Origin of the sequence: Enterococcus sp. DIV1089c, from assembly GCF_050530965.1 — a bacterium.
Taxonomy (GTDB): Bacteria; Bacillota; Bacilli; order Lactobacillales; family Enterococcaceae; genus Enterococcus_B; species Enterococcus_B hirae.
Genome location: NZ_CP172888.1, coordinates 2,571,519 through 2,598,093 on the forward strand (window position 1 = coordinate 2,571,519; position 26,575 = coordinate 2,598,093).

At 37.1% G+C, this 26,575-nt stretch carries 28 protein-coding genes and 1 other annotated feature; of the genes, 7 read left to right on the forward strand and 21 right to left on the reverse strand.

All coding sequences use genetic code 11. The annotated features are described in order from the left end of the window. Nucleotides 1–101: 101 nt before the first annotated feature. The 5 genes from IGL30_RS12150 to yfmF all read right to left on the reverse strand — a co-directional run bounded on the left by IGL30_RS12150 (nt 102) and on the right by yfmF (nt 6,083). Nucleotides 102–1,349 carry a competence/damage-inducible protein A gene (locus tag IGL30_RS12150; RefSeq protein WP_096709822.1) on the reverse strand — a complete coding sequence of 416 codons (1,248 nt, stop codon included), beginning with the start codon at nt 1,347–1,349 and terminating at the stop codon, nt 102–104. A gap of 315 nt (nt 1,350–1,664) precedes the next feature. After that, on the reverse strand, nt 1,665–2,243 hold the full coding sequence (pgsA, locus tag IGL30_RS12155) for a CDP-diacylglycerol--glycerol-3-phosphate 3-phosphatidyltransferase (RefSeq protein WP_010720623.1): 579 nt from the start codon (nt 2,241–2,243) through the stop codon (nt 1,665–1,667). Between the two features lie 168 nt (nt 2,244–2,411). Beyond that, the gene (locus IGL30_RS12160; protein ID WP_010720624.1) at nt 2,412–3,302 is read right to left on the reverse strand and encodes a RodZ domain-containing protein; all 891 of its coding nucleotides are present in this window, start codon (nt 3,300–3,302) and stop codon (nt 2,412–2,414) included. Nucleotides 3,303–3,532: 230 nt separating this feature from the next. Beyond that, nucleotides 3,533–4,822 (reverse strand): EF-P 5-aminopentanol modification-associated protein YfmH, encoded by a 1,290-nt coding sequence (gene yfmH, locus IGL30_RS12165; RefSeq protein WP_088745198.1) that lies wholly within the window; start codon nt 4,820–4,822, stop codon nt 3,533–3,535. After that, nucleotides 4,815–6,083 (reverse strand): EF-P 5-aminopentanol modification-associated protein YfmF, encoded by a 1,269-nt coding sequence (yfmF, locus tag IGL30_RS12170; protein ID WP_123875116.1) that lies wholly within the window; start codon nt 6,081–6,083, stop codon nt 4,815–4,817. Before yfmF ends, yfmH begins: the two co-directional genes overlap by 8 nt. Nucleotides 6,084–6,318: 235 nt before the next feature. On the opposite strand from yfmF, the gene mscL reads away from it, so the two are divergent. Further along, nucleotides 6,319–6,783: a large conductance mechanosensitive channel protein MscL gene (gene mscL / locus IGL30_RS12175; RefSeq protein WP_010720627.1), complete on the forward strand. Its 465-nt coding sequence runs from the start codon at nt 6,319–6,321 to the stop codon at nt 6,781–6,783. An 89-nt stretch (nt 6,784–6,872) separates the two neighbouring features. On the opposite strand, the gene IGL30_RS12180 is transcribed toward mscL, so the two are convergent. The 12 genes from IGL30_RS12180 to IGL30_RS12235 form a co-directional block, all read right to left on the reverse strand. Then, complete coding sequence (locus IGL30_RS12180; RefSeq protein ID WP_088745199.1) at nt 6,873–7,310, reverse strand: GNAT family N-acetyltransferase; 438 nt, start codon at nt 7,308–7,310, stop codon at nt 6,873–6,875. Nucleotides 7,311–7,402: 92 nt separating this feature from the next. Further along, nucleotides 7,403–7,648: a Veg family protein gene (locus IGL30_RS12185; protein WP_005875105.1), complete on the reverse strand. Its 246-nt coding sequence runs from the start codon at nt 7,646–7,648 to the stop codon at nt 7,403–7,405. 113 nt (nt 7,649–7,761) lie between these two features. After that, entirely contained in the window at nt 7,762–8,340 is a 579-nt protein-coding gene (locus tag IGL30_RS12190; RefSeq protein ID WP_034700053.1) for a sigma-70 family RNA polymerase sigma factor, read from the reverse strand. Nucleotides 8,341–8,417: 77 nt separating this feature from the next. Then, complete coding sequence (locus IGL30_RS12195; RefSeq protein WP_034700055.1) at nt 8,418–8,948, reverse strand: NYN domain-containing protein; 531 nt, start codon at nt 8,946–8,948, stop codon at nt 8,418–8,420. 4 nt (nt 8,949–8,952) lie between these two features. Continuing rightward, entirely contained in the window at nt 8,953–9,840 is an 888-nt protein-coding gene (gene rlmB / locus IGL30_RS12200; protein WP_088745200.1) for a 23S rRNA (guanosine(2251)-2'-O)-methyltransferase RlmB, read from the reverse strand. Then, entirely contained in the window at nt 9,833–10,228 is a 396-nt protein-coding gene (locus tag IGL30_RS12205) for a Mini-ribonuclease 3 (RefSeq protein ID WP_088745201.1), read from the reverse strand. Before IGL30_RS12205 ends, rlmB begins: the two co-directional genes overlap by 8 nt. Beyond that, nucleotides 10,225–11,637: a cysteine--tRNA ligase gene (gene cysS / locus IGL30_RS12210; RefSeq protein ID WP_053765951.1), complete on the reverse strand. Its 1,413-nt coding sequence runs from the start codon at nt 11,635–11,637 to the stop codon at nt 10,225–10,227. The genes IGL30_RS12205 and cysS overlap by 4 nt, the downstream gene beginning before the upstream one ends. Then, on the reverse strand, nt 11,634–12,170 hold the full coding sequence (epsC, locus tag IGL30_RS12215) for a serine O-acetyltransferase EpsC (protein ID WP_088745202.1): 537 nt from the start codon (nt 12,168–12,170) through the stop codon (nt 11,634–11,636). Before epsC ends, cysS begins: the two co-directional genes overlap by 4 nt. Before the next feature lie 75 nt (nt 12,171–12,245). Beyond that, nucleotides 12,246–12,486: a binding site (T-box leader), on the reverse strand. Continuing rightward, entirely contained in the window at nt 12,483–13,943 is a 1,461-nt protein-coding gene (gene gltX, locus IGL30_RS12220; protein ID WP_088745203.1) for a glutamate--tRNA ligase, read from the reverse strand. Its footprint overlaps the feature before it by 4 nt. 216 nt (nt 13,944–14,159) lie before the next feature. Beyond that, entirely contained in the window at nt 14,160–15,320 is a 1,161-nt protein-coding gene (locus IGL30_RS12225; RefSeq protein WP_123875117.1) for a PIN/TRAM domain-containing protein, read from the reverse strand. Between the two features lie 33 nt (nt 15,321–15,353). Beyond that, nucleotides 15,354–16,724: a DNA repair protein RadA gene (gene radA, locus IGL30_RS12230; RefSeq protein WP_010720638.1), complete on the reverse strand. Its 1,371-nt coding sequence runs from the start codon at nt 16,722–16,724 to the stop codon at nt 15,354–15,356. Nucleotides 16,725–16,775: 51 nt separating this feature from the next. Next, nucleotides 16,776–17,306 (reverse strand): dUTP diphosphatase, encoded by a 531-nt coding sequence (locus tag IGL30_RS12235; protein ID WP_010720639.1) that lies wholly within the window; start codon nt 17,304–17,306, stop codon nt 16,776–16,778. Nucleotides 17,307–17,507: 201 nt separating this feature from the next. Between IGL30_RS12235 and proB the strand changes: the two genes are divergently transcribed. The 3 genes from proB to IGL30_RS12250 all read left to right on the forward strand — a co-directional run bounded on the left by proB (nt 17,508) and on the right by IGL30_RS12250 (nt 20,003). Next, on the forward strand, nt 17,508–18,314 hold the full coding sequence (gene proB, locus IGL30_RS12240) for a glutamate 5-kinase (protein WP_010720640.1): 807 nt from the start codon (nt 17,508–17,510) through the stop codon (nt 18,312–18,314). Further along, nucleotides 18,311–19,555, forward strand: coding sequence for a glutamate-5-semialdehyde dehydrogenase (locus tag IGL30_RS12245; protein ID WP_088745205.1), 1,245 nt, complete (start codon nt 18,311–18,313; stop codon nt 19,553–19,555). Before proB ends, IGL30_RS12245 begins: the two co-directional genes overlap by 4 nt. A 103-nt stretch (nt 19,556–19,658) precedes the next feature. After that, nucleotides 19,659–20,003, forward strand: coding sequence for a hypothetical protein (locus IGL30_RS12250; RefSeq protein WP_010720642.1), 345 nt, complete (start codon nt 19,659–19,661; stop codon nt 20,001–20,003). An 88-nt stretch (nt 20,004–20,091) separates the two neighbouring features. Here the strand turns inward: IGL30_RS12250 and IGL30_RS12255 are convergent, their stop codons facing one another. Together IGL30_RS12255 and IGL30_RS12260 are read right to left on the reverse strand one after the other, a co-directional pair. After that, complete coding sequence (locus tag IGL30_RS12255; RefSeq protein WP_010720643.1) at nt 20,092–20,409, reverse strand: hypothetical protein; 318 nt, start codon at nt 20,407–20,409, stop codon at nt 20,092–20,094. Between the two features lie 262 nt (nt 20,410–20,671). Further along, complete coding sequence (locus IGL30_RS12260) at nt 20,672–21,886, reverse strand: MFS transporter (protein WP_034700062.1); 1,215 nt, start codon at nt 21,884–21,886, stop codon at nt 20,672–20,674. A 112-nt stretch (nt 21,887–21,998) separates the two neighbouring features. Between IGL30_RS12260 and IGL30_RS12265 the strand changes: the two genes are divergently transcribed. Then, nucleotides 21,999–22,514, forward strand: a complete 516-nt coding sequence (locus tag IGL30_RS12265) for a PadR family transcriptional regulator (RefSeq protein ID WP_088745206.1) — start codon at nt 21,999–22,001, stop codon at nt 22,512–22,514. Nucleotides 22,515–22,667: 153 nt separating this feature from the next. Here the strand turns inward: IGL30_RS12265 and IGL30_RS12270 are convergent, their stop codons facing one another. Both IGL30_RS12270 and IGL30_RS12275 read right to left on the reverse strand, forming a co-directional pair. Beyond that, nucleotides 22,668–23,108, reverse strand: a complete 441-nt coding sequence (locus tag IGL30_RS12270) for a DUF2798 domain-containing protein (protein WP_088745207.1) — start codon at nt 23,106–23,108, stop codon at nt 22,668–22,670. A gap of 444 nt (nt 23,109–23,552) precedes the next feature. After that, nucleotides 23,553–24,401, reverse strand: a complete 849-nt coding sequence (locus IGL30_RS12275) for an SDR family oxidoreductase (protein ID WP_088745208.1) — start codon at nt 24,399–24,401, stop codon at nt 23,553–23,555. A gap of 127 nt (nt 24,402–24,528) precedes the next feature. Here IGL30_RS12275 and IGL30_RS12280 point away from each other — a divergent pair, with 127 nt between their 5' ends. Then, entirely contained in the window at nt 24,529–24,996 is a 468-nt protein-coding gene (locus IGL30_RS12280) for an Rrf2 family transcriptional regulator (RefSeq protein ID WP_088745209.1), read from the forward strand. A 156-nt stretch (nt 24,997–25,152) separates the two neighbouring features. Further along, on the forward strand, nt 25,153–26,385 hold the full coding sequence (locus tag IGL30_RS12285; protein WP_034700067.1) for an SWIM zinc finger family protein: 1,233 nt from the start codon (nt 25,153–25,155) through the stop codon (nt 26,383–26,385). The last annotated feature ends 190 nt before the right edge of the window (nt 26,386–26,575 follow it).

Consider the following 26,575-nt stretch of genomic DNA (forward strand, 5'->3'; position numbering starts at 1 on the left):
ATAATCCTCCTTATATTCACAAATCAGTGCGACATTTCATTGTACTAATCATATCGTTTTTAATGACAAAAAGCAAGAAAAAACCGAACAAATATTCGCATTTATTTTTTTCTTAATAGTTGTCTTCTAATGAGATCAAATCCTTGCATTACTGCGCTATTCCTTATATGAGAACGGTCTCTGGTAAATTGGTATTTCTGCGAAATGACCTCCCCTTCACTTGTTGCAACCGCGATCCAAACTGTTCCAGCTGGCTGTCCTTCTAAGGTATCTGGTCCAGCCACTCCAGTAAACGAAATCGCATAATCTGTTTTTGCTAAATTACGTGCTTGGATAGCCATTTGTTCTGCACATTCTTGGCTGACGGTTCCATGCTGCTTCAATAGTGCATCATCGATGTGTAAAAATTCTGATTTAGTTTCTAAAGAATAGGTAATGAAGCCTCCTGGGAAGACTTGAGAAACACCAGAGATCTCTCCCAAAGCTGATTGAAAGGCTCCAGCAGTCAAACTTTCTGCAGCAGTAATTGTTTGGTTTCTTTCCTTTAATAATTCTACGACCACTTTAGGCAATGAATTATCATCACCATATCCATAGAAGTACTCACCTACTCTCGCCAATACTTTTTCTTCCAAAGCAAGTAAGGCTTGGTTTCCTGCATGTTTGTCTTTGGTCTTCACAGTTAATCGTAAAGTGACTTCGTTAGGTTTTGCGTAAGGGGCAATCGTTGGGTTGATCTGTGTTTCAATCAAGTCTTTTAATTCTGTGACTAGTTGGGATTCCCCGATACCGTAAAAACGTAAAACTTTTGAGATCAGCATTTCTTCAGATGGAAAGTTTTGCTCCAATAATGGGCGAGCTTGTTCAATGAACATTGGCTTTAATTCGCTCGGTGGTCCAGGTAACAAGAGATAGACATGGTCTGCTGTTTGATAGAACGTACCTAATGCTAAGCCTGTGCGATTAGGTAAAGCAATCCCCCCATCGATGATTTGTGATTGTTGTAAATTATTTTCAGTCATTTTACGCTTGGTCGTTTCAAAAAATGCTAACAATTTTTTATAGCCTTCGGTGTTTTGGATCAATTCTTCCCCTAGATGTTTCGCAGTAACTTCTTTCGTCAGGTCGTCTTCTGTCGGTCCCAACCCTCCACATAAAATGATCAAGTCACTTCTGGTTTCTGCTAATTGGAGTAATGATTCTAAGCGGTCGGGATTATCACCAACCACCGTTTGATAATACACATCAATCCCGAGGTCTGCTAACTGTTCGGATAAAAACGTGGCATTCGTGTTGACTACTTGTCCTAGTAAAAGTTCTGTCCCTACTGCTATGATTTCTGATTTCATTTTTTCGCTTCCTTCATTACAACAGACGAATTCTCGTTGGCCTGTTTTGGTCTCTTCTCAATCTCTTTTTATCTACTAATAGTATACGCCATTTGCTAAACGTTTCATTTATCATTTGCTCATTTTCTGATAAAGAGTTTCATCATTTTCATCTTCATCATAAGATAGCTAGGCATCTAGCTAGTTTAGAAAAATGGCGATCAAATAAATGATTGAAACGTGAATCAACATAAATAAATTCGTCTTATCCCAAAATATAAAATGTTATTTTGGGGTAAGACGAATTATCGAAATGGTACATCTTTGTAAGGAATCTTACATCGAACCTTTGAACACACCACTATTTTTCATAAAATAATCAACACCTGAATAAATCGTGAAGATCAAACAAGCATACAGCATGATTTGATCCATCGGTAAATTGATCAGATTAAATGGAATATTATTGATGAATAATAAAATAATAGCCACCATTTGCGTAGCCGTTTTTACTTTTCCTGGCCACGCTGCTGCCATGACTTCCCCATCTTCGACTAACAATAGTCGCAGACCGGTAACAGCTAGTTCTCGACAAACGATAATCGCAACTACCCATCCTGGTGCCTTACCTTGCCCCACCAACATGATAAAAGCGGTCATCACTAACATTTTATCTGCTAATGGATCAGCAAACTTTCCAAAATTGGTGACTAATCCTCTGGCACGAGCAATTTTTCCATCGAGCCAATCGGTAATACTTGCTAAAGCAAAAATAATCGCTCCTACTAATTGCGTCACAGCAAGTGATGTTGTTCCTACGGTTACTTGTCCCCAATCTAAGGGTAATCCGACAACTAAAATAAAAATCGGGATCATACAAATTCTAAGTACAGTTAATTTATTTGGTAAATTCACACTATCGACTCCTTTCTTCCCTATTCTACGTGACTCGTTCTAAACTTTCCACCGATAATGATCAGTTTTTATCAGCAGTCGTGAAAAAAGATAAGCACCTAAGATGAATCTGCCTTCCCAGGTACTTATCTTGTTTTCTTTTTTCACATCATTCTACTTATAAGCGATTTACTCTGCATACTGTAGTGTCAATGTGACATTTTTAGGATTTTGATTATTCGCTCCTGGATTAACAGGGATTTCTTCCCCGTTTATCTTAACCGTTGCATTACTTGCAGCTCCTAATCGAATCGTTGCATTGGTTGCCGTTTCCGGTAATTGCGTGCTTTGTGTTTCATTTGCTGCTAATGTCCCTTGATAAACATAGGCATTATCCACTAATACACCGATCCAAATTCGGTTAGTCGCTGCAAATTCAAGTGTAACAGGTTTTTTCGCATCCGTAACATTCACTGCGATCGTACTGCCTGTGTCTTCACCAGCCGTAATCGCCATCTTTTTCTCTTCTTGTGTTGTTGAAGTGGTTGTCGTACTTGTTGAAGAAGAGGATTCACGCTCTTTCTTAGTGCTAGATGTCGTTTGTGTAATTGCTCCGTCAACCGAAACTGAAGTTGCCGTTGTATCAATAATCGGGTCAGATTTTCGATCCTGCCAAGTCATATAACCCACAACAGTAATAATTGCTAAAGCGACTAAACCAAGTAAAATAACCGGTAGACTTGTCCAAAACTTACTTGGATTGGCTTCTTCCTGATGCATCGCTTTTCTCGAACCACTCACTGTTTCTGGTTCAGGACGTGCGACAACTTCTCCAGCTGATAATTTGCTTTTCCCATCAAATACATCAACTAAATGATCGCCATCTTCACCGACAGCTTCTGCATATTGACGAATAAATGCCCGAACATAAAATTTTCCAGGTAGTTGATCAAAATCATCATTATCGATTGCTTCTAGATAACGTTTTTGAATTTTCGTAATCTGCTGTAATTCATCTAAAGATATTTTCTTATTTAGGCGAGCTTGCCTTAATGTTTCTCCGATGGTTTCAAAAGCCACTCGTTCATCTTCTCCAGTCTTTTTATTCTAACTAGCAATTGTATAAACGCTAGTCGTCTAATTGTTCCTTTTCGTTAAGAATGTAACACGCCATACACCAACGCCCATTTTTTATTCTTTATCTTCTTAAGAATACCATAAACGAAGTTATCTTAGGGTAACATTGAATGTACTCTATAACGAAATTTAAGAGTTTAACTACTTTCCCATTCGTCATCTCTACTTCTATATCAGACATTTGGCTGCATATAAAACTCACTGAACGCTTCTTCTTTTATAAAAGAACGACCTACTTTTAATACATCTTCTAATTGAATGGATTCAATAATTTCTGGTAAATCAAATAATGTTTGATCCCCAAATAGGCTTTGCGTGAATTGGTTTGCAATGTATTCCAGTGAATTTAATGTTTGGAAATATTGTCCTAACATCTTTTTCTTCAACAATGTTAGATTTTCTTCAGACAGTTCTTGATCCTCTTCAAAATGCAGAAGAATTTCTTTCACTTTTTCAGCTGCTTTTTCTGGCTGATCCGTGTCTCCGCTAAAGTCAGCAAAATGAAATTCTCGATCTAAACTAAATTCAAAACCGAAGCTGTCATCAATTAAACCATCATTGTACATTTTCAAATAATTTTGAGAAGTATTCCCTAATAACAATTGGAATAAAAGATTGAGAGCGGTCTTGTATCTCAATAATTCCTTCCCTTCTGCTGGTAAAACATCTAGCCCTTTGATCCCCAAGACAAACTTATCTCTAGTGATTGCTGAGCGCATTGAGCTTTTCGCAATAATATCACCATTATTGTCAGGGAAATAACGTTTGATTTTTTGAGCTGGTGGAAAATCCTTAGCATTTTGATTGGTTCGAATCAATTCCATCAACTTTTCCGGCTCTAATTTTCCTACTACGAACAAGACCATATTACTTGGCTGATAAAATGTCCGATAGCACGTGTATAAATCATCAGCAGTGATTGCTTCAATACTTTCAACTGTGCCAGCTATATCGATATGCAAAGGATGTTCAGGGTATAAATTATTCAAAATGCCAAAAAACATCCGCCAATTTGGATCATCATCATACATTTGTATTTCTTGTCCAATGATCCCTTTTTCTTTATTAACAGTTTCTTCCGTAAAATAAGGTGCTTGGACAAAATCAAGTAAAGTCGTCAAATTTTTTTCAACTTGATCTGTCGTTGAAAATAAATAACTTGTTTTGGTAAAACTGGTAAACGCGTTAGCTGAGGCTCCTTGTTGTCCAAATAATTGAAAGACATCGCCATCCTCTTTTTCAAACAATTTATGTTCCAAGAAATGGGCAATACCATCTGGAACTTTTATCTTTTTATCTGAACCATATGGAATAAATTCATTATCGATCGAACCGTAATTTGTACTAAATAAACCATATGTCTTATGGTAATCATTTTTAGGTAATAAATAAACAGTCAAACCATTTGGTAATACTTCATGGTACAGTGTTTCGTTGATTTGATCATATTCTGTTTTATTCATTTGTTGTACCTCCGTCTAAAAAGAAAATTGCCTGCAACTCGATTTGTCGAGCTATTTTTTGGATGTCTTCGACCGTTACTTTTTCCATCCGTTTTAACCATTCTTCATCTGTTAATTTCGTTTCTGGCAACCAATTCTCTAAATAGGCAGTCTCGACAGCTACTTGCGGGGCATCTAATGATAATAGATATTGGTTTCGTAACATGGCCTTAGTTTGTGTCAATTCAAGTTCTGTGACTTCCCCATTTCGTAGACTTTCTAATTGTTCATGGATCAGATGCAATACTTGGTTACGTTTACGTCCATCAATTCCTGTTTGTACACTTAGGAACCCACGAAAAGTATCAATGCTGCTGGAAGCATAGTAAGCTAGGCTCTCTTTTTCACGAACATTCATAAATAATTTAGAGTGTGGGAAACCGCCAAATAATCCATTGAAGACCATCAATGAAAAACGATCCGGTTGGTCATAATAGATATTGGTTTGATAAGCCAAATTTAATTTCGCCTGAGTCACTGGTTCTTCGATCTGTCGTTCTTTGATGATATTTTCTTGCGGTTGGCTATAAAAAATTTCCGGGTGTAATCTTTCTCGCTCTGGAAATGCCCATTCACTAAAAGCTGCTTGGACTTCTGCATGAGAGACATCTCCCACTACGAAGATATCGATCTGATCTTCTGTGATCATCTGATGATAATAGTCAGCTAACACTTCAGCTGTGAGTTCATCTAGATCTTCGATTGTTCCAAAACTTGGTATTTTCTGCGCCTCCGACTGATCAAAATACAACTCTTGAAGCGCCAGTGAAGCCATCGTTTGCTTGTCTTCATTTAAGCTCTCTAAATAAAGTTTCAAATTGTTTTTTTCTAAAGCAAAAGTGGCTGGATCAAATTTTTTCCCCGTAATGTTTGGATAAAAGAGAACTTCTTTCAAAAAAGCAACAGCTTGGTTTAAAATGTTGGTATCGTTGATATACTTGCCATTGACAAAGTTGATGCTAGCATCCAACCAGTGAAGATTGCCTTTTTTTCTCACGGACGTTCCAAAACTAGCACCATAAAGATCCGCCAATTTTGCACTTAACTGAGTCTGGTCAGGATAATTTAAACTGTTCGTTTCTAACAAGCTACTTAAAAGGGAACGTTTCGTGATGACTTCTTTTTTTAAACGCGTAGTAAAGCGAACAAAGATACGAACCGTTTTATATTGTTTTGTTTGCAAGACGTGGAGGTTTACACCCTCTGCCAGTTGATATGTCATAGTACATGCTCCTTTATTAGCAGTTCGTTCTCCGACATGGTTGATTTTATCTTGGAGGATAAAAGAATATGTGGCTACTATTTTTTACTGCTTTAATTCTCTCTTGCATCACTTAAGAGTCACCTTCTAGTATAGCATATAAGTACTTGAACGACAGACCTTAGCCATAAATGCATGTCGTTTTTATATTTTTTTATTCTTCGTTATACTAAGGATAAGTGAGAGGAGGAGAAAAATGATTAAAGAATTTAAAGAGTTTATTATGCGTGGCGACGTATTAGATTTAGCCGTTGGGGTTGTTATCGGGAGTGCATTTACTAGCATTGTCAATCAGATCGTTCAAGGTTTGATCACACCTCTTGTAGGCTGGGTTGTAGCGATGATTACTGGCACGTCTGATTTGGAAGGCGCCCTTTCTATCTTGGACTGGTCACCTACTAAAGGAGTTACGTTTGCTTTCGGCAATGTTATTAGTGCAATCATAACATTTATTATTACAGGGTTTGTCTTATTCTTAGTGGTGAAAGCAGCCAACCACGCTAAAAGATTACGTCCTGAAAAAGAAACAGAAGAAGCACCTGCCAAACCAACTGCTGAAGATTATTTGAGCGACATTCGTGATCTACTTGCACAACAAACAGCAGAAAACAACGGACGACCAACTACACAAGCAACCGTTGATCAGACAACTGAAAAATAAAGAAAACTAAATGATACAAAAAAGAACAGCTATCAGTTTTCACTGTAACTGTTCTTTTTTGTATTGCGCTACCTATCGTCATGATCACTTTAGCTCGATTTTTTCATATCGATATGGGGAATGTCATCTTCTAAATAAACATCTGAAATGGCCTCGAATCCAAATGACTCATAAAAAGATTGAAGATAGACTTGCGCCCCAATGATGATCGGTCGTTGCGGGTAATTGGCTTCAATTACTTCCATCGTACGTTGCACGATCTTACGTCCCAACCCTTCTTTACGATGTTCACTATTGACCAACACTCGACCAAAATGAATGGTTCCATCTTCTTCAAAAATACGTGTATAAGCAGAAATTTTCCCTGCTTCATCTTTGAAATACGTATGCCAAGCTTGGCTATCAATTTCATCCACTTCTTGGTAGGGACAATTTTGTTCTACGACAAAAACAGCAATGCGTTCTTTGACAATCTCATAAAATTCTTGAGTGGTCAAATCTGCAAATTTTTTTACATAATGTTCCATTTGAAAGCGCCTCCAATTCTCTTTTTTTCAGCATACCTATTTCCAAACAAAAAAGCAAACGAACCTTATAAAAAACTAGGCTCGCTTGCTTTTTAAACTGCTTCAGTTAAAAATTCAATCTCGACTGTTCGAGTAAGTACATCTGAATAGCTATACGATACTCGTTCAAAAGAATTTTCTTCAGGATCCAAATCAACAACGAATACTGAAGGATAGGTTTCTGTTAAAACGCCTCGGCGTTCTGTTTGACGCTTTCTTCCTGTCTGAGCAACCAGCATGATTGGGCTGCCGATACGACCTTCTAAATCTTTTTTGATTGTAGCTAAAGTTGTTGGCATACAGTTCACCTCATTACCCAATATACCACACTTTCTAAAAATTTTCAAGTTTACCATATAAAAAAAAGAAATGCAATAAAAACAAATAAGAAAAACATTAATAATTTTATAAATTATTCCTCATGATAATTTTTGAGATGTTGTTTTATTTTAAATTTCACACGGCTATACGCACTCTTGACTTGTTTGACATCCATTGAAAGTTCCTCTGCCATCCTCTTGAAATCGGTTCCTTGCATATAATAATAAAATATTTTTGCTTCCTTTTTTGAAAATTTGATTTCACAATCTTCAATGGCTTCATTTAACAGTAATCGTTGCATCGCAAGTGGTTCTTGAGTAGTGATTTCTGCTAAAAAGTCCGGCCCTTCTGTTTCAACCTTCTGATCAATCGATAATTCATCTTTTTGGTCTCTACGTTTCAAGGCATTTTGTTTTCTTAATAATGAATAAATTTGATTACTGATAATGCTTTTATAATAGCTGCCAAAGCTAACGCCTTTGTTATTTTCATAAGTCTTTAAAGCTTGGTATAAGGCGATCCTTGCTTCTTGTTCCCAATCTTCATACACATAATTTCTTAGGTAGTACATATTTTTTAAACGTAACAAAAGTGGAAAATATTTTTGATATAGGATAGCGAATGCTTCTTCATCACCGTCACGTGCGGCGCGCAATAACTCCTCAGACATAAAATAATTCCTCCATCTCTTTCGATTATGGAGGAATCTTACCATCAATCATCCGATTGACTAATCATATAATTATGTTATCTATCTTTTCGCATTAAATCGTCTAACTTTTGGGACAATTTTTCTAATTGTTCTTTACTCCAAGGCGAATTACGACGAAAATTATCAAATTGCATATTTATATTATCTTGTGCAATGTTTTTCTCTGTTTTCTGGATCGTTTTATATAATTCATAGGCAGAAGTCCGCAAAGCCCCTTGTGAAAAGATCATCCATTGCTCGGCTAAGTCACTCGTGGCAACAGTTACTTGCGTTAAACGATCATTCAATTGGCCAGCAATACGTTCAATATAGCTATCTGCCGTTTCATCTTCTTTTGTAAAGACGACTTCTAATTGGTATTTCTTGTAGTTTTGCTGAATGCCTGGAACCAATTGTGCGTCAAAAACAACTATCACTTCAATTCCTTCGTATTTGGCATAATTTGACAAACGATGCAACAAAGCTTCTCTAGCATCCGCCATCTTTTCTTGTTTTTTCAACAAAACGAGTTCTGGCCAAGAACCGATCATGTTATAACCATCAACAATTAGGAGCTGCTTTTTCATCTGATCACTCTCCTTGACGTTGAGAAAAAGCTTGATACATCAACAATCCAGCAGCAACACTCGCATTCAAACTTTGAACGTGACCGACCATTGGAATGGTCAAAAGTTCGTCCATTTCTTTTTTCAATCCAGGACTCATTCCTCGTCCTTCGTTACCAATCACTAAAGCAATAGCGCCTTTTGCATTCCATTTTTGGAAATTTGTACCATCCATATCTGTCCCAAAAACCCAAAAACCGGCTTCTTTTAATTGTTGGACTGCTTGAACAAGATTGGTCACTCGTGCTACAGGTACATGTTCGACTGCTCCAGTAGAGGTTTTTGTGACGATTGGCGTAATGCCTACCGCCCGATGCTTAGGAATGATTACGCCGTCTACCCCACTTGCATCCGCTGTTCGTAGGATCGAACCAAAATTGTGAGGATCTTCAATACTATCTAAAATGACAAAGAAAGGTGTTTCTGTTTTTTCTTTGGTTTGCTGAAGAAGCTGGTCTAAGGATAAATATTCATACGGGGTAATCGCTAAGACTACTCCTTGGTGTACACCATGATCACTTAAGGTATCTAATTTTTGTTTTGGTACCCATTTAACTGGTACAGCTTGATCTCTAGCAATGTTCTTTAACTCTTCGGTTTTTTCTCCCCGTGAGTCCTCTTGTAAAAATAATTTATTCCCTCTGCCTTGTTGTAAGGCTTCTACTGCTGCATGATGACCAAAGACAAAATTATCTTCGATTGTTTCCTCTTTTTTCTCCCCAACTACAGGTTCATAGGAAGTGTCATAATGGTTTCGCTTTTTTTGCGATTTTTTCTGTGATGAAGCGTTCATTGGCTGTTTCGTTGCTTTTTTACGTTTGTTATAATGACGTTCTTTTTGTTCTCTACCCATTTTTTTCACCGACTTTCTGGAGACACCATTCAATTAATTCTTCTAACCGTTCTGTTTGTTTCGTCAAATGCAGATACCCCATCAAAGCTTCAAAACCTGTGGCAATTCGATAAGTTGTGACATCTGCATTTTTTGCACTTGTATGACTTTTGGCATTTCTACCACGACGATAAAAAGTTTCTTCTTCTGGTGTCATCAATTTTTCTTCTAGCATCTCTTTAATCAGATAAGCTTGTGCTTTTGCTGAAACATAATTCGTGGCTGCTTTATGAAGTTTATTCGGTTTAGTCGCCCCTTGTTCGATCAAATAGTCACGAATATAGATCTCATAGATGGCATCCCCTACATAAGCTAAAGCTAGTCCGTTTAATTGTGTATAGTCTTTCATGCTTCTCTTCTCCAACGAGTTCCTTGCGGTGTGTCATCAAGCAAGATCCCTTTTTCTTTTAATTGGTCACGGATTTCGTCACTACGGGCAAAATCACGATTTTTTCTTGCTTGCGTACGTTCTTCGATCAACTGCTCGATCTCTTCATCAAGTAATTCCTCAGATGTAAATAAAATACCAAAAATAGCCAACCATTGGGTAAATAATGCTTCCCCTTTTGCTAGAACATCCGCTGAAACAGTTGTTTTCTCCAAATACGTGTTTAACCATTTTGCCAATTCATAAACGACGGTAATTCCATTCGCAGCATTAAAATCGTCGTCCATTTCTTCAATAAAGCGTTGTTCGATTTGTTCAAGCTCAGCTAAATACTTTGTGTCATCCGCCAGAGATTTTTCTGCTGTTGCTAGGCGGAATTTAAGATTATCAAATGTATTTCTTAAGCGTTGCAAGTTTGTCGCTGCTTCCTTCATCGTTGCCTCACTATAACGAATCGGTCGGCGGTATTGAGTTGTTGCCATGAAGAAGCGTAACACTTGTGGATCTACTGTTTGGATCATTTCATGGACAGTAATAAAGTTACCTAATGATTTACTCATTTTCTGATCATCATCGCCAATCGTGACGTAACCATTGTGCATCCAATAATTGGCAAATTTCTTTCCCGTTTTTGCTTCGCTTTGGGCAATCTCATTTTCATGGTGTGGAAACTCTAAATCTTGCCCACCACCATGGATGTCAATTGTTTCCCCTAAATGTTTCGTTGCCATAACGGAACATTCGATGTGCCATCCTGGACGTCCGGGTCCCCATGGAGAATCCCAAGAGATCTCATTAGGTTTTGCTTTTTTCCATAGTGCAAAATCAAGCGGATCTTCTTTCTGACTTTGTTCTGCTCCCGTCCGTTGACTCGCGCCCACTTCTAACTCATCAATCGATTGATCACTAAGTTGTCCATAGGTTGGAAATTTTCTTGTACGGTAGTAGACATCGCCATTTGATTCATATCCATAACCTTTTTCGATCAATACTTGGATGAAAGAAATAATATCTGACATATGTTCCATCACACGAGGATGCGCTGTAGCTGGCTCCACATTCAACGCCTTGGTATCTTCTTCAAATGCTTGGATAAAACGGTTGGCTACTTCTGGCGCCGTGATCCCTAATTCATTAGCAGCACGAATGATTTTATCATCTACATCAGTGAAATTGGAAACATAATCGACTTGATATCCCCGATATTCAAAGTAGCGTCGAATCGTGTCAAAAGCAATCGTGCTTCGGGCATTTCCAATATGAATATAGTTATAAACAGTCGGACCACACACGTACATACCGACTTTTCCTGCTTGAATCGGTACAAATTCCTCTTTTTGTCTAGTCAATGTATTGTAAATTTTTATCATTCTGATCTCCTCACTTTTTCTCCATTAATCCGTACTACTTTTGCAGGAACCCCCACGGCTGTAGCATAATCTGGAATGTCTTTTAAAACGACTGCACCGGCACCAATCTTCGTATGTTTCCCAATCGTGACCGGTCCTAATATTTGAGCATTGGCAGAAAGCATTGCCCCTTGTTTCACTGTGGGATGCCTTTTGCCCGTTTCTTTACCTGTACCACCTAACGTAACTCCATGAAAAAGAACTACATCATCAGCGACCTCTGCGGTTTCTCCAATCACGATCCCCATCCCATGATCGATAAAAACACCTTGTCCGATCTGGGCTCCAGGATGTATCTCGATTCCTGTTATAAATCGCCAAAATTGTGCATTGATTTTTGCCAGCAAGTAAAATTTATGCTGATATAAGTAATGTGACACCCGATGCCAAAATAAGGCATGAAACCCTGGATATGTCAAAACGATTTCTAATGTTGAACGAGCAGCCGGGTCATTTTTTTTAGCTGCCTCTACCGCTCGGGCAAACCACCCCATCGTCATCGCTCCTTCCTCTCAATAATTTATGTAGTTCTCTGACAAATAAAGAAGCGCCTTTAACAAGTTTCCTTATTAAAAGACGCTAATTGGCGTGGTTCCACTTTTATTTATAATCAGATATGATTACCTCTAGCTGTTAACGTAAGCTTATACGTTCTCGACTACCTGAAATTCGTCACAAAGAGATGTGTCTATTTCACTCGCCGAAACCACTCCCAGAGGCATTTCAGTAAACATCGATCAGTGACTTCCACCGCCCGTCACCTCTCTTGAGATCAATGATTACTTACTTCTTTCTGTTCATCGTGTTTAGTTGATGACTTGATTTAAATGTGCTAATGATTTTTCACGACCAAGCAATTCGATCGTATCTGGTAATTCTGGTCCGTGCATTTGTCCTGAAACAGCTACTCGGATCGGCATGAAAAGATTTTTACCTTTAACGCCAGTTTCTTTTTGGACAGCTTTGATTGCTGCTTTTACGGTTGGGGTATCCACGACTTCCATTTGTTCTAGTTGTGCTTTAAACGCATTAAGAACAAGTGGAACAGTTTCGCCTGCTAATACTTCTTTAGCCGCATCGTTCAATACAGGATGTTCATTGAAGAATAAGGAAGAAGCTTCTACGATTTCAGCTGCGTAACTCATTTGTGGTTGATACAGACTAACGATTCTTTTGACCCATTCGATCGTTTTTTCATCAGGATTTTCTTGTACTCGACCGTCAGCGATCAAGTAAGGCAAGCACATGTCTGTTAACTTATCTAAATCCATTTCTTTCATGTAATGGTTATTCACCCATTGTAATTTCTTCGCATCGAAGGCTGCAGGTGATTTACTCAAACGATTTGGATCAAACATGTTGATCAATTCTTCTTGGTTGAAAATTTCGTCTTCGCCTACTGGTGACCAACCTAATAATGCAATAAAGTTGAACATTGCTTCTGGTAAGTAACCTAATTCACGATACTGTTCGATAAATTGTAAAATCGATTCATCACGTTTACTTAGTTTTTTCCCAGTTTCTGTATTGATGATCAATGTCATGTGACCGAATGTTGGTGGTGTCCAACCAAAAGCTTCATAGATCATCAATTGTTTAGGTGTATTTGCAATATGGTCATCCCCACGTAAGACATGAGTAATCTTCATCATATGATCATCTACAGCTACAGCAAAGTTATATGTTGGCATACCATCACGTTTTTGAATGACATAGTCGCCACCGATATTATCTGATTCAAAGGTGATATCCCCTTTGACCATATCTTTGAACGCATATTCCGTATTACGTGGTACACGGAATCGGATCACTGGTTCAATCCCTTGCGCTTCTTTTTCTGCTTGTTCTTCTGGTGTTAGATTTGCACAAGTACCCGCATAATGAGGCATTTCTCCACGTGCACGTTGTTCTTCACGAGTTGCTTCTAACTCTTCTTCTGTACAGTAACATTTGTATGCCCGATTACTTGCAAGAAGTTGATCAATCAAAGGCTGATAAATTTCTTTTCTTTCAGATTGACGATAAGGACCATATTCTCCAGGATTTTCAGGAGATTCATCCCAATTGATACCTAACCAAGCCAAATTTTCCAATTGGCTCTTTTCACCATCTTCAATGTTTCGTTTTTGGTCTGTGTCCTCAATACGAATAATAAAGTCTCCATCGTTGTGGCGAGCAAATAGATAATTGAACAATGCTGTTCGAGCATTCCCAATATGTAAGTGCCCAGTTGGACTTGGTGCATAGCGTACGCGTACTTTCGTCATTTTCTTCCTCTTCTTTCAAACTAGACTTTAAAATATGAGACAAAACACGAAAAACATGTTCTGTTTTACATCCTCATATTTCTTAAAGGCTTTTTCATTAAAATGAAAGCCACTCAGCACAAATTTTACCTTTAATATGGGAAATAGTAAAGCCAACTGGTTGAATTTCCTTACCAGTTGGCTACTTTTTATACTCATATTCCGATTTTTCTTTCGTTAAGCATGTTTACTTTTTTCAGTTTCTTTTTTATTGTCTTTATTATCGATCCCACGACCTGCATGGGCTGGTTTTGCAAAAATCATCCGCCCGGCAGCTGTTTGTAAGGAACTTGTAACAACCACTTCGATATGTTCGTTCATATAATGCTGTCCATCTTCCACGACCACCATGGTGCCATCATCGAGATAAGCAACCCCTTGTTGACGTTCTGTTCCTGCTTTTACGACTAAAACATTCATGTTTTCACCTGGAATAACTACCGGTTTTACTGCATTCGCTAAAGCATTGATATTCAACACTGGTACATTTTGAAACTCTGAGACTTTATTTAAGTTATAATCATTTGTCACGATGACACCATCTAAAAGTTTCGCTAATTTGATCAATTTGCTGTCCACTTCAGTGATATCTTCAAAATCACCGTCATACATTTCAACAGAGATTCCTTCTTCTTTTTGCAAAGCATTGAGGATATCCAGCCCGCGGCGTCCGCGAACACGTTTTAGGCTATCGCCAGAATCAGCAATATACTGTAATTCATAAAGCACAAAATTCGGAATCATCAGTGTGCCTTCTAAAAAACCAGTTTTGGTAATGTCATAGATTCGTCCGTCAATGATCACGCTAGTATCTAAGATCTTGTATTTATGAAAGTTCTCGCCTAATTTCCGTTCCAGTATTTGGCTCTCCACTTGACTAGGTGTTTCTTGTTCCACTTTCTTGTTTCTTGAACCAAAGATTTTTTTCCATTCATCGATTCGAGTGGTTCCCATCCTGAATCCTAAATAGCCTAAAATAACCATTAATAAGATGGGAAGAACACTATTTACAAACGGAATTTTCAAATTATATAGTGGCGTTGAAATAATTACACCTAAAGTTAGCCCGATAATCCCACCAATTGCACCAAACAATAGGTAAGTTAAACTAACCTCACTTAATTTTTCCTCAATTTGCTTGATAACAGCTGAGATATGTTTTGCCAATAGCAAAGACAATAAAAAGAAAATAAGTGCACCTAACAGGCTATTGGTAAATGTATTATTCAGCCATCCATTTGTTTGCTGACCAATTGTCTGCCAAGCCATTGGTAAAAAAGAAATACCTAAGCTGGCACCGACAATAATCATCAGCAAGGTGATGACACGTTTTTGCATACTCTTTCCTCCATTTCTTTAATTTTACTATTTTTAACGAAAGACACGTTTTAACGTTTCCGCCAAGGTAGCGACACCTACGACTTCAATGCCAGTCGGAGGATTCCACCCTCCTAGATTGTTCTTTGGCAAATAAACTTTTGTGAAACCCAGCTTTTGTACTTCTTTGACACGCTGTTCAATATGACTGACACGGCGAATTTCGCCCGTCAACCCGATTTCGCCAATAAAACATTCTGTCGGTTGTGTCCCTTTTTCTTTGTAACTGGAAGCAATACTCACAGCAATCGCTAAATCAATGGCTGGTTCATTTAATTTTACCCCACCTGCTGCTTTTAAGTAAGCATCTTGATTCTGCAACAGTAAGCCTGCTCGTTTTTCGAGAACTGCCATGATCAATGATACTCGGTTAAAATCTAAGCCAGTAGTGGTTCGTTTAGCATTTCCATACATTGTTGGTGTTACCAGTGCTTGGATTTCCACTAAAATTGGGCGGGTACCTTCCATCGCCACAACAATCGCTGAGCCTGTTGCTCCTTCTAATCGTTCTTCCAAAAAGATTTGGGAAGGATTCGCAACTTCTTCTAATCCATGTTCATGCATTTCAAATATACCAATTTCATTTGTTGAACCAAATCGATTCTTTACTGCTCTCAAAATACGAAAACTATGATGCTGTTCTCCTTCAAAATACAAAACAGTATCAACCATATGTTCAAGCATACGTGGACCCGCAATCGAGCCTTCTTTCGTTACATGTCCTACGATAAAAATCGCAATCCCATTTGTTTTCGCTATTTTCAACAACTCAGCAGTCGTTTCTCTCACTTGACTGACACTCCCTGCTACACTCGTAATATCAGGTTGTGTCATCGTTTGAATCGAATCAATGATCACATAATCTGGTGAAATCTGTTCAATGGCACGGCTAATTTCATTCATATCAGTTTCAGCATATAAGTAAAATTCTGTATTGATTGAGCCCAAACGCTCGGCACGTAATTTAATTTGTTCTGCACTTTCTTCTCCAGAAACATATAATACTTTTCCACCGATATCAGCTAATTGTTGGGATACTTGTAAAAGTAATGTGGATTTACCGATACCTGGATCGCCACCAATCAAAATCATTGACCCCGGAACGACGCCCCCACCCAAAACTCGATTCAATTCATCTAATTTTGTTTTGACTCGTGGTTCCTTTTTAGGAATCACTTCTGCAATTTTCGTTGGTTTGGCTTTTTCTCCAGTCAAACTTGTTCGTGTTCTACGGTCAGTCGTATCTTGCTCGATTTCCTCGACCATCGTGTTCCATTTCCCGCAATTTGGGCAACGCCCTAAGAATTTAGGCGAAACATAACCACAATTTTGGCAAACAAACTGGACTTTCGCTTTTTTTGCCATTGTCCCGCCTCCTTTAAATAATTATTTTTGAATTAAATAAACCTTGAATGGTTATACATCTGATGAACCAAAGCCGCCTTTACGGGCCTGTTCTGTTTGGTCTTGATCTGCTTTTAAGAATGGCAAGAAAATTCCTTGTCCAATTCGCTCACCTTTTTTGATGACAACATCCTTCAAACCAAAATTAGTAAATTGGAACATGATATGCCCTTCATTTGCATCATTATTATAGTAATCACTATCAATGACACCTACTCCATTACTTAAAACTAAAAAACGCTTCAACGGATTACTTGAACGATTGGCTAACTGTAAAAATTCATCTTCTCCCATATAGGCTTTGATCCCAGTAGGAACAAGAACTGGTTTTAATTTTTTCTCGTCGACTGTTGTTTCTTCATTTTTCAATACCTCTGAAAGAGCTGTTATCCCTTGTTTTAATCCAGCTTTCCAAATACTTGGAATAACAATATCTTCTGCCGCTTCAAAATCATATCCAGCAGCATGATGAGTTGCTCGTTGAGGTAATTGTATCTTTTGTTGTGCATATGTTGAAATAACTTCAAATCCTCTTTTTCTCACCGAATTTCCTCCCAAAATAGACTATATTTATTTTACCATATTCATGATACCAAAAGGACGACTTAAAAAATTCTTCATTAATTTATGTTAAGATGAATAAAATACTGCTGTCATAAAAAAATAAATTTTATACATGACTTTATGATGTAAAACAAGTAGAATAGAACGAAATCAAAACGTGTATTTAGTTAGAGGTGTCACATGCGAAAAGAAGTTACAAAAGCCAAACGAATTGTTATTAAAGTGGGAACGAGTACTTTAATCTATCCCAATGGAAACATCAACCTCGCTGCGATTGATCAGCTTGCCTTTGTCTTGTCTGATCTTCGGAATCAAGGGAAAGAAGTCGTTTTAGTTTCATCCGGCGCTGTTGGTGTCGGGATGCACAAAATGAATCAAGCTACACGCCCCACAACGATCCCGGAACAACAAGCAATCGCTGCGATCGGGCAGGCAGAATTGATGAACATTTATAATCAACGTTTCAGTGTTTACAATCAGCAAACAGCTCAAATCCTCGTTACTCGGGATGTGATCGATTTTCCTCAAAGTCGAGTCAATGTGATCAACACACTTGAACAGTTATTAGCAATGGGAACCATCCCGATCGTTAATGAAAATGATACTGTAGCAGTCGATGAACTTGAACATACAACGAAATTTGGTGATAATGATCAACTATCTGCGATCGTTACAAAATTGATCACAGCAGATTTATTAATTGTCTTATCTGATATTGACGGATTTTATTCCGCCGATCCTTCAAAAAATCCAGATGCAAAGATGTATCAAACCGTTTCGGTCATTGACGAGTGTTTAATGGCACAAGCGGGTGGTGCTGGCAGCACCTTTGGAACAGGAGGAATGTCTAGTAAGTTACAAGCAGCATTACGTATTTTTGAAGCCAACAGTACAATGATCCTGGCAAACGGAAAAAATCCTACCATTATCTTCGATCTTTTAGCCGGTAAAGAACTTGGAACCTTATTTAAGGAGGAACACGTATGACTGATTTAAATCAACTTGGAAAAAATGCAAAACAAAGCGCCCAAACTCTTGCTTTGATGAGTACAGAACAGAAAAATGACCTTCTCAAACAGATGGCATTGATGCTCAAAAAAAATCAAGGAGCGATACTTGAAGCCAATCAGAAAGATTTAGAGCAAGCAACCGAAAATCAGATGAGCGAAACGATGCTTGACCGCTTACGCTTAACGCCTGAGCGTATCCATGATATGGCTGAAGAAATCAGTAAAATCGCTTCATTAGAGGATCCAATTGGAAAAGTAGAACAAATGTGGAAGAATGCTGATGGGTTACTGATTGGAAAAAAACGTGTCCCACTTGGTGTCATCGGAATCATTTATGAATCTAGACCGAATGTGACGACTGATGCAGCCAGTTTGGCTTTTAAATCAGGAAATGCCGTTATTCTTAGAGGCGGAAAGGAAGCTTTCTTTTCCAATCAATTATTAGTGAAGCTTCTGCAACAAACGTTAACTGATGCTGGCCTGTCTCCTTACGCTGTTCAATTTGTGGACGATACATCTCATGAAACGGCTGCTGAATTAATGAAATTAACAGAGTACTTAGATGTGTTGATTCCTCGAGGCGGCGCAAATTTGATCAGAAGAGTGAAGGAACAAGCCACAGTGCCAATCATTGAGACTGGCACTGGTAACAATCATATTTATATCGATAAAGATGCTCAGTTGACCATGGCAACGAATATCATCGTCAATGCAAAAGCTTCTCGTCCATCTGTTTGTAATGCTGCAGAAACATTGTTGATCCATTCAGAGATCGCCCCTTTCTTTTTACCTGTTATTGAAAAAGCATTAGTAGAACATGGGGTTTCTCTACGTGCAGATACGCGTGCAATGGAATATTTAGAAACTGCAACCCTTGCAGAAAAAGCTGATTGGGATACGGAATATCTAGACTATATTCTGGCTGTGAAAGTCGTTGATTCTTTAAATGAAGCGATCGACCATATCAATCGCCATAATACAAAACATTCTGAAGCCATCGTTACGGATAGTTACCAAGCAAGCCAACGTTTCTTGAACGAAGTGGACGCCGCTGCGGTTTATGTGAATGCCTCAACTCGTTTTACTGACGGAGCTGTTTTTGGTTTTGGTGCTGAAATCGGTATTTCTACTCAGAAATTACATGCTCGAGGTCCGATGGGATTGAATGAACTGACCTCTACGAAATATATCATTTACGGCGAAGGTCAAATCCGCTAAAATGTTTCACACGAAACATTTTAGTCTTCACAATAAAAATATGACAAAATTTTTCTTTATTTTTTGATTCTTGAAAAGTTTTTTAGTTAGAAAGGTTACTTTTATGTTCGAAATTTTCACGATATTTTTAGTATACTTGATTTCTTTAAACATCGCTGCCTTTATAGGAGTGATGATTTTAGCCACTTTTTTCCAAATAAAAAAAAGAAATTTTAATCCCACTCAGGAAAAATGGCAAGTTTATCTTCAAAAAATTGGCCCTAAAGGCATTGTTCAAAGGCTACATGTTAGTTATATGCTCGCTTTAGGCATTTTAGCTGTGATCAATTACAATCTAGCGTTCCACCATTCGATTGCTTATACGATCACTTTATTGATTGCCGGGATTTTCCATTTGTCTTTCAAATATCAATTAAACAAAAATAATTTACCCAAGCGCTTTAACTAGAATGCCTCATAACTGCAATGATTGAAATAAGCTATTATCGACTAAAAGAAACGCATTAAGCGTAACTTCAAGTCGATAATAGCTTATTTTAGCCAAGATGATCTTCATTATCGTTAGCAAAAATGGCAAACCCATCGAATGTCTCACCATCATAATATCTTAACAATTCTTCTGTCGACAGATTCATTGTTTTTTCTTTTTCTATTTCCATATCTGTAAGTAGTTGTTCACGATAGGCTTGATACATACTCGCTAGTTTCTGGTGCATGATTTTTCGAGATTCTCCTGTCGCATTGATTACAGGCAGCTCTTTTAGATAACCACCATAAACGGGTCGATCATCCACCAACTCGATGGGAAGTTCAACCAACGTGATACCTACTTCTTTGAAATATTCTTCAATCATCGCTTTTCCTCACTTTTTACTGGCTGTGTCTTATTCTCATCATAACATGATTTATGACAAAAACAGTGTATTCATTGTCCTTTTTCGTTGAAACACATGTTAAAAATAAACCCTCTCACGATACCAGTTACCAGAACTGTAGATCGAACGTCACAAATAACAGAAAAAAAACCTTGAAACACAGTATGTGAAATTCAAGGTTTTATTGATTCATCATTAACTATTTTTTTCGGTTTTTATTCTTTCTTTCAAAACCTCATTTTTATTGATCTTCATCTGTTACAAAATAATTTTGATGATGAATAATACAAAAGACACTAATTACGACAATGATCGCAGCAAAATAAAAAGCATAACTTTCACCTAGTTTTTCGCCAATGATCCCTGCAATAAATGGCGCTAATGCCCCACCAAAGAAACGAACAAAGCTATAACTTGAAGAAGCCACATTTCTTGGTAAACCTGGTATCTCCATAGCAATCGTTGTCAATAATGTATTGATGATCCCTTGGAAAAAACCTGAAAGTACAATGCTGATTGGCACTAAAATTTGGATAGTTGAACCGGCACCTAGTAACGCCAAACAAATAATAAAGAAAACAAACGCTGCTAAAATCGTTCGGTAAGTAGTGAATTTTTGTTCTAGTACTGGTGCGACAAAAATCGAAGCAATTGCTAATAAAACGCCCCAACCAAAGAAAACAAAACCGACCTCTAACTCACTATACCCCACTAATAAGAATGGTGCATAGGCAAGTAACGTAAAGAAACCAAAATTATATAATAAGGCAATCAGACCAACGGAACGCAATTTGTGATTACTTAACGCCTTGACCCCTTCCCAAAAACCAACCTTTCTTTGTGGTTTTCCTGCCTCTGGAAGAAGAATCGCCAATGCTAAAAAGCCAATAAACATCAACGTAGCTACCCCATAAAAAGGATAACGCCACGAGCCACTTCCTAGTATGCCGCCAACTAATGGTCCAACAGCCATCCCACAGCCTAGTGCTGCTTCATACATCATAATAGCTTTTTCAGTGTTCCCCACTAAAATACTTACAATAGTCGCAAGTGCTGTTGAAACAAATAAAGCATTCCCTACACCCCAACCAGCACGCAATCCGATCAATGTACCAATATCATTGGATAATCCACCTAAGCCAGCAAATACAACAATAATGACCAAACCTGCCATCAATGTTTTTTTCAAACCAATTCGACTCGATAAAAAACCTGTAAACAACATCACTACTCCCGTTACCAACATGTAGCTCGTAAATAATAATGTCGTTTGGGCAGGTGTTGCATCTAATTGAGCAGCAATCGTTTTTAAAATGGGATCTACTAAGCCGACTCCCATAAATGCAAACATACAAGTCGCAGCGACTACTAACGCTGAATTCTTTCCTTTACTTTGTTCCTGTCCTTTCTCTGTTAGTTCTTCTTTGATTTCTATTTGATTCTCCAAATTCCCCATTCCTTTCTCTATCTAGCATCATACATGATTTATTTTACATGTCAATATGCACATGTAAAAACAAAAATAAAAAATATGCTATAATAAGAGAAAATCAGTCAGGAGGTATCGTATGAATACTTTAGCCTATATCTTATTATGCGTTCTTTTGTCTAAACCTCGTTCCGGTTATGAACTAAAACAATTAATCACCATTTTCTGGGAAGCTCACCACAGTCAGATTTACACGACACTGTCTAAATTAGACCAGAAAGGTTATATTTCTGTCCTGGAAATCGAAGAACATTCGCAGAAAAAAATTTATACCCTCACCAATGAAGGAAAAGCGATCGTAGAAGAATGGATCAAAGAAGAGACCCCTGCTCCTACTCAAAAAGATGAATTTTTAGCCAAACTGTACGCTTTTTCTACCTTAGATAAAACAACAGCGACGGGTCTTTTATTTACAAGAGAACAACAATTAAACAAAATCATGCAAAAAAACCAAGCAAAACTAGCAGATCTTTCAGTAAATAAAAAAGAGGAATTTGGACGTTATGTCGTTATTCAACGAAGAATTTTACTTTGCCAGCAAGAACTACAATGGTGTACACAGGTTCGTGAAATGATGCAAACATTTTTTGATTAATTGTTCTTAAAAAAAAGAGCATGTGACTGAAGTAGCTCATTCAAAAAATAAACGAAACTTCCTAATAAGCGTATACGCAATTTTAGGCAAGTTCTTTTATCTCTTGATGCTATACAAGTCGCATCCTCTTTTTTTATAATCTAAAAGATCTTTTTAGTTTTGGATCGTGCTTAATACCAATCGAGAGATGGGACCTACGATTAGTAATTGCAAAGGCAATGCAACAATCACATTCATTTTCCATGCAGTAAGGTACGCTGAAAGTAATTGGTCAGGTATTCCCTGCTCAATCACAACACCAAACAACGACATACAGGTAACCATTCCTAAGACCATCAGACAAGAAATCGTTACGATCATTTGAAAATTACTTTCTGAATTTACTGGCAACTTGAAAGCTATTTTTTTCGCAATCACACCAACAATAAAGACATCTAGAATAAAAGCCACGATGAATCCTGGAACTAAACCAATCAATAGATTTGAAAAATATAAATCCCCATGAAGCCAGAGATTATACACACTCATTCCTAAGACCATGAGAAAACACATTAGTGATGTAAAAATAATTCCTTCTTTTTTGTTTGTAGGCAACTATACCACTCCTTTAAATTTGTCACGAAAAGTATCGTAGCATATTTCTCATTTTCTCGTAAGTGTTTTTTTTATTACATTCAAAAAAGTCAATCTTCTACTTATCACTTAAATGCAAAAAAAGAGTCTGATTCCAGACTCTTTAAATAGGTGTGAAAACGAATAAACAGTGTTCAACCAGCTACTCTTTGAAATAAGTCCGAATTTTTCAAAACCAAAAAACTGGTTCCAAAAAATCTTTCTTATGGTTATCAGAGCTAAACCATGCTTCACGACCTTTTGTTCACGGTTTTCACTGACTAAACTTTCAGCAATAAACTCAATAAGAAACAGTAAGCAGGTAAGTGTCAACCGTAAAAACCTTATTTTTATACTTCTTGTCACTTGTGAGAATTTACCCTTGTTTTATAAAATTAAAAACGTTGTCTCAACCGCTTTTTACAACTATTGATTCAACAATTCTTCTAGTCCATCTTTTAAAGAGACAAGTGGATGTCCCAAAGCTTGTTCAAAATCTTTTGAGGAAACATCGAGTTGATTATTCTTGATATCTTTTTGAATAGCTGCAAACATTTGTGCAGCAGATTCAGGATAACCAGCCTCCTCTAAATTTTTGATGAACTCATGGTCATTGGTAGCCACGATATCAATAGGTTTGCCTGTCACTTCTTTCAATTCTTTAGCTAGTTCTTCATACGTAATCGGTTTACCCGATAATTCAAGAACTTCTGGAAAGTTCAAGTTCGCTAGTGCTTTTGCTGCAACTTCGGCATATTCTCGTTTTAATGCCCAGCCAGTTTTACCTTCACCTGCTGAATAAATAAAGCGCCCATTCTTTAAGGCAAGTTCAATGAGTGGCCATTCATTTTCTAAGTACCAATTATTACGTAAAAAAGTATGTGCGATTCCAGAATCAGCAATTACTTTCTCTGTAAACTGATGATCTGGCGCTAGAATACTGGTCGAGTGATCGGCATCAGCAAAACTAGTATAAGCAATGTAAGAAACACCAGTTGCTTTTGCGGCCTTCACAACATTTTCATGCTCAGCTTGCCGATTACCAGGTGCACCAGACACAAACAACAAGCGATCAATTCCCTGTAAGGCATTTTTCATAGAAGAATAATCAGCATAATCTCCGAAACGGACATTCCAACCCTTTTCTTCAAGTGTTTTCCCCTTTTCTTTATTCCGCGCCAACACATAGATATTTTCCTGAGGAACGAGCTGTTTTAAGTACTCCATAGCATAGTTACCAAAACCACCAGTTGCTCCAGTAATGAGATAATTCATTCTAACCACTCCTTTTTTCACATTGATAAATTTTTTAAATGAAACCTGTACATTTTTAAGTTACACCATTATCTTAAAGAGTATGTTAAAATAAGTCAAGAATAAACGTCGAAAGGAATGGGATAGTATGAAATATTCTTTACAATTGAGCGATGCGATCCACATCTTAGCCTACATAGCAATTTTTCAAGATAGCGATATGTTATCTAGTGAGATGATTGCGAAAAGTATTGAAACCAGTGCAGCTAATGTCCGTAAAATCATGAGCCGATTAAAAAAAGCGAATTTGATTATTACGCAAGTCGGAAAAGCTGCACCTTCTTTAGCTCGTTCTCCTGAAAAAATTTCACTTTTAGATATTTATAAAAGTATTGAAGGAAATACTAATCTCATTCAAGTGGATCCGAAAACAAACCCAAATTGTATCGTTGGTGCGAATATTCAAGAAACATTGAGGGCAAGCTATACCCAACTCCAAGCAAAAGTAGAGGAAGAAATGTCACATATCACGTTAGACTCTTTGCTACACAAAATTGCTGTATTAGAAATTGAAAAACGCCCTCACAATCACAAAAGAATAAAAAAATTTCTTTAAACAACAATTGGTAATTATTTTACTATAAAAAATATACCTAAAAATAGCCATTTATATTAAAATTAAATAACTTATGTATCAACAAAAAAATACTGTTTTTCATTCATTTATCCGTTAAACTTATTAAGTAAGAATTAATATAAAGGAGGAGATTAGGTGAACAACTGGAAAGAATATTTTTTAGAAACTACAATAGATTTAGGATACTCCTATTTTATTGGGGAACAGGTAAAAAACTTTAAGGTTAAGCAAAAACAGATTACTGCCAACATTACTAGTAATGAAAACTATCATGCAATCATTGACCTCGTTGACCACTTTTATTTAGAAAAAATGGTTTGTAGCTGCCCCTGCTTATCGAACGATCATTGTCCCCATTTAGTAGCCGTTTTATTCGAATACAATAAATACTTACAAAAGAAAGATGCAAATAACAGCGCATATTTGGTTTCCTACGCGGAAGATTCACAAATCCGTCCTTTTTTAAAGATGATTTTAAAGGAAAATGACCACTTAGCAAAACGTTTTCAACAATATATTTATTCAGATGCTTCTTTTGATATCAATAAATACCAAGCATACTATGAGAAACAATCTGCTTCCTCGTTGAAGAAAGAACCCGCAGACAAAAAAAGAGGATTGAAAAAAAAGAAACAAATTTTATCTGTTAAACAAATGGAGTACTTAAACTATTCCAAGCAAAAAATTCAACATACTATCCAAGAAAACTGGCACTCCCCTACTATCAGGACACAATATGTTAATTACTTACTTAAAAACAGAATATACAAAGAAGCAGAAAAAGTATTACAGGAGAGTCTGCTTTTGGATCGTCAATCTCCTGATCTCGTTCAACTTCATCGTTATTCTCTAAAAAAACTCTATTATAAATTAGGAAAAAAAGAAGCATACATAAATCAAGTTTTTAAGTTATTGATTGAGAATGATGCATTAGATATGAATCTAGTTCATCAATTGAAAAAAACTTGTTCAAAAGACGAATGGATATCGTTGCGAAACCGTTTGTTCCAAGAATTACATAATCATCAAGACATTGGCTTACTTTATTCACAGGAAAAATGCTATGATCTATTATTGAATCGTGTGTTAGAGACCTCTGGAATCAAAGAAGCTAATCGTTATTTCAATATTTTAAAAAAACAGACTCCCGAAGCACTATTACAGAAATATGAATATGAATTGCGGAAAATAGCCCACACTATGACTACTCGGAATCATTATCATAAACTGGTGAGATATATTGAAGAAATGGCTACTTTACCAAACAGCATGATCTCAGTTCAATTGTTGATCAAAGAATTAAAAGAAAAATACCCGCGAAAAAAAGCAATGATCCAAGAATTAAAATTACTCGAAAAAAAAATGTAACTATTTATTATGCCAACGTTATTTACGAGTGATCCTGAGTTTTTTGCCAAATACAGAAAAAAACGCTTTAAACTTCAATAATAAGAAGAAGTTTTCAAAAAAATTACCGTTAAGAGTCTGGGACAAAAAAGGACTTCCCAGACTCTTTTAGGTATAAAAATGAATAAATGGTGAGCATACCTTCTTACCA

What these genes read in the sequence shown, in the direction of transcription:
- IGL30_RS12150 (WP_096709822.1), bottom strand. Translation starts at nt 1,349, where the DNA reads ATGAAATCAGAAATCATAGCAGTAGGGACAGAACTTTTACTAGGACAA.
- yfmH (WP_088745198.1), bottom strand. Translation starts at nt 4,822, where the DNA reads ATGAATAAAACAGAATATGATCAAATCAACGAAACACTGTACCATGAA.
- yfmF (WP_123875116.1), bottom strand. Translation starts at nt 6,083, where the DNA reads ATGACATATCAACTGGCAGAGGGTGTAAACCTCCACGTCTTGCAAACA.
- mscL (WP_010720627.1), top strand. Translation starts at nt 6,319, where the DNA reads ATGATTAAAGAATTTAAAGAGTTTATTATGCGTGGCGACGTATTAGAT.
- IGL30_RS12180 (WP_088745199.1), bottom strand. Translation starts at nt 7,310, where the DNA reads ATGGAACATTATGTAAAAAAATTTGCAGATTTGACCACTCAAGAATTT.
- IGL30_RS12185 (WP_005875105.1), bottom strand. Translation starts at nt 7,648, where the DNA reads ATGCCAACAACTTTAGCTACAATCAAAAAAGATTTAGAAGGTCGTATC.
- IGL30_RS12190 (WP_034700053.1), bottom strand. Translation starts at nt 8,340, where the DNA reads ATGTCTGAGGAGTTATTGCGCGCCGCACGTGACGGTGATGAAGAAGCA.
- IGL30_RS12195 (WP_034700055.1), bottom strand. Translation starts at nt 8,948, where the DNA reads ATGAAAAAGCAGCTCCTAATTGTTGATGGTTATAACATGATCGGTTCT.
- rlmB (WP_088745200.1), bottom strand. Translation starts at nt 9,840, where the DNA reads ATGGGTAGAGAACAAAAAGAACGTCATTATAACAAACGTAAAAAAGCA.
- IGL30_RS12205 (WP_088745201.1), bottom strand. Translation starts at nt 10,228, where the DNA reads ATGAAAGACTATACACAATTAAACGGACTAGCTTTAGCTTATGTAGGG.
- cysS (WP_053765951.1), bottom strand. Translation starts at nt 11,637, where the DNA reads ATGATAAAAATTTACAATACATTGACTAGACAAAAAGAGGAATTTGTA.
- epsC (WP_088745202.1), bottom strand. Translation starts at nt 12,170, where the DNA reads ATGGGGTGGTTTGCCCGAGCGGTAGAGGCAGCTAAAAAAAATGACCCG.
- gltX (WP_088745203.1), bottom strand. Translation starts at nt 13,943, where the DNA reads ATGACGAAAGTACGCGTACGCTATGCACCAAGTCCAACTGGGCACTTA.
- IGL30_RS12225 (WP_123875117.1), bottom strand. Translation starts at nt 15,320, where the DNA reads ATGCAAAAACGTGTCATCACCTTGCTGATGATTATTGTCGGTGCCAGC.
- radA (WP_010720638.1), bottom strand. Translation starts at nt 16,724, where the DNA reads ATGGCAAAAAAAGCGAAAGTCCAGTTTGTTTGCCAAAATTGTGGTTAT.
- proB (WP_010720640.1), top strand. Translation starts at nt 17,508, where the DNA reads ATGCGAAAAGAAGTTACAAAAGCCAAACGAATTGTTATTAAAGTGGGA.
- IGL30_RS12245 (WP_088745205.1), top strand. Translation starts at nt 18,311, where the DNA reads ATGACTGATTTAAATCAACTTGGAAAAAATGCAAAACAAAGCGCCCAA.
- IGL30_RS12250 (WP_010720642.1), top strand. Translation starts at nt 19,659, where the DNA reads ATGTTCGAAATTTTCACGATATTTTTAGTATACTTGATTTCTTTAAAC.
- IGL30_RS12255 (WP_010720643.1), bottom strand. Translation starts at nt 20,409, where the DNA reads ATGATTGAAGAATATTTCAAAGAAGTAGGTATCACGTTGGTTGAACTT.
- IGL30_RS12260 (WP_034700062.1), bottom strand. Translation starts at nt 21,886, where the DNA reads ATGGGGAATTTGGAGAATCAAATAGAAATCAAAGAAGAACTAACAGAG.
- IGL30_RS12265 (WP_088745206.1), top strand. Translation starts at nt 21,999, where the DNA reads ATGAATACTTTAGCCTATATCTTATTATGCGTTCTTTTGTCTAAACCT.
- IGL30_RS12275 (WP_088745208.1), bottom strand. Translation starts at nt 24,401, where the DNA reads ATGAATTATCTCATTACTGGAGCAACTGGTGGTTTTGGTAACTATGCT.
- IGL30_RS12280 (WP_088745209.1), top strand. Translation starts at nt 24,529, where the DNA reads ATGAAATATTCTTTACAATTGAGCGATGCGATCCACATCTTAGCCTAC.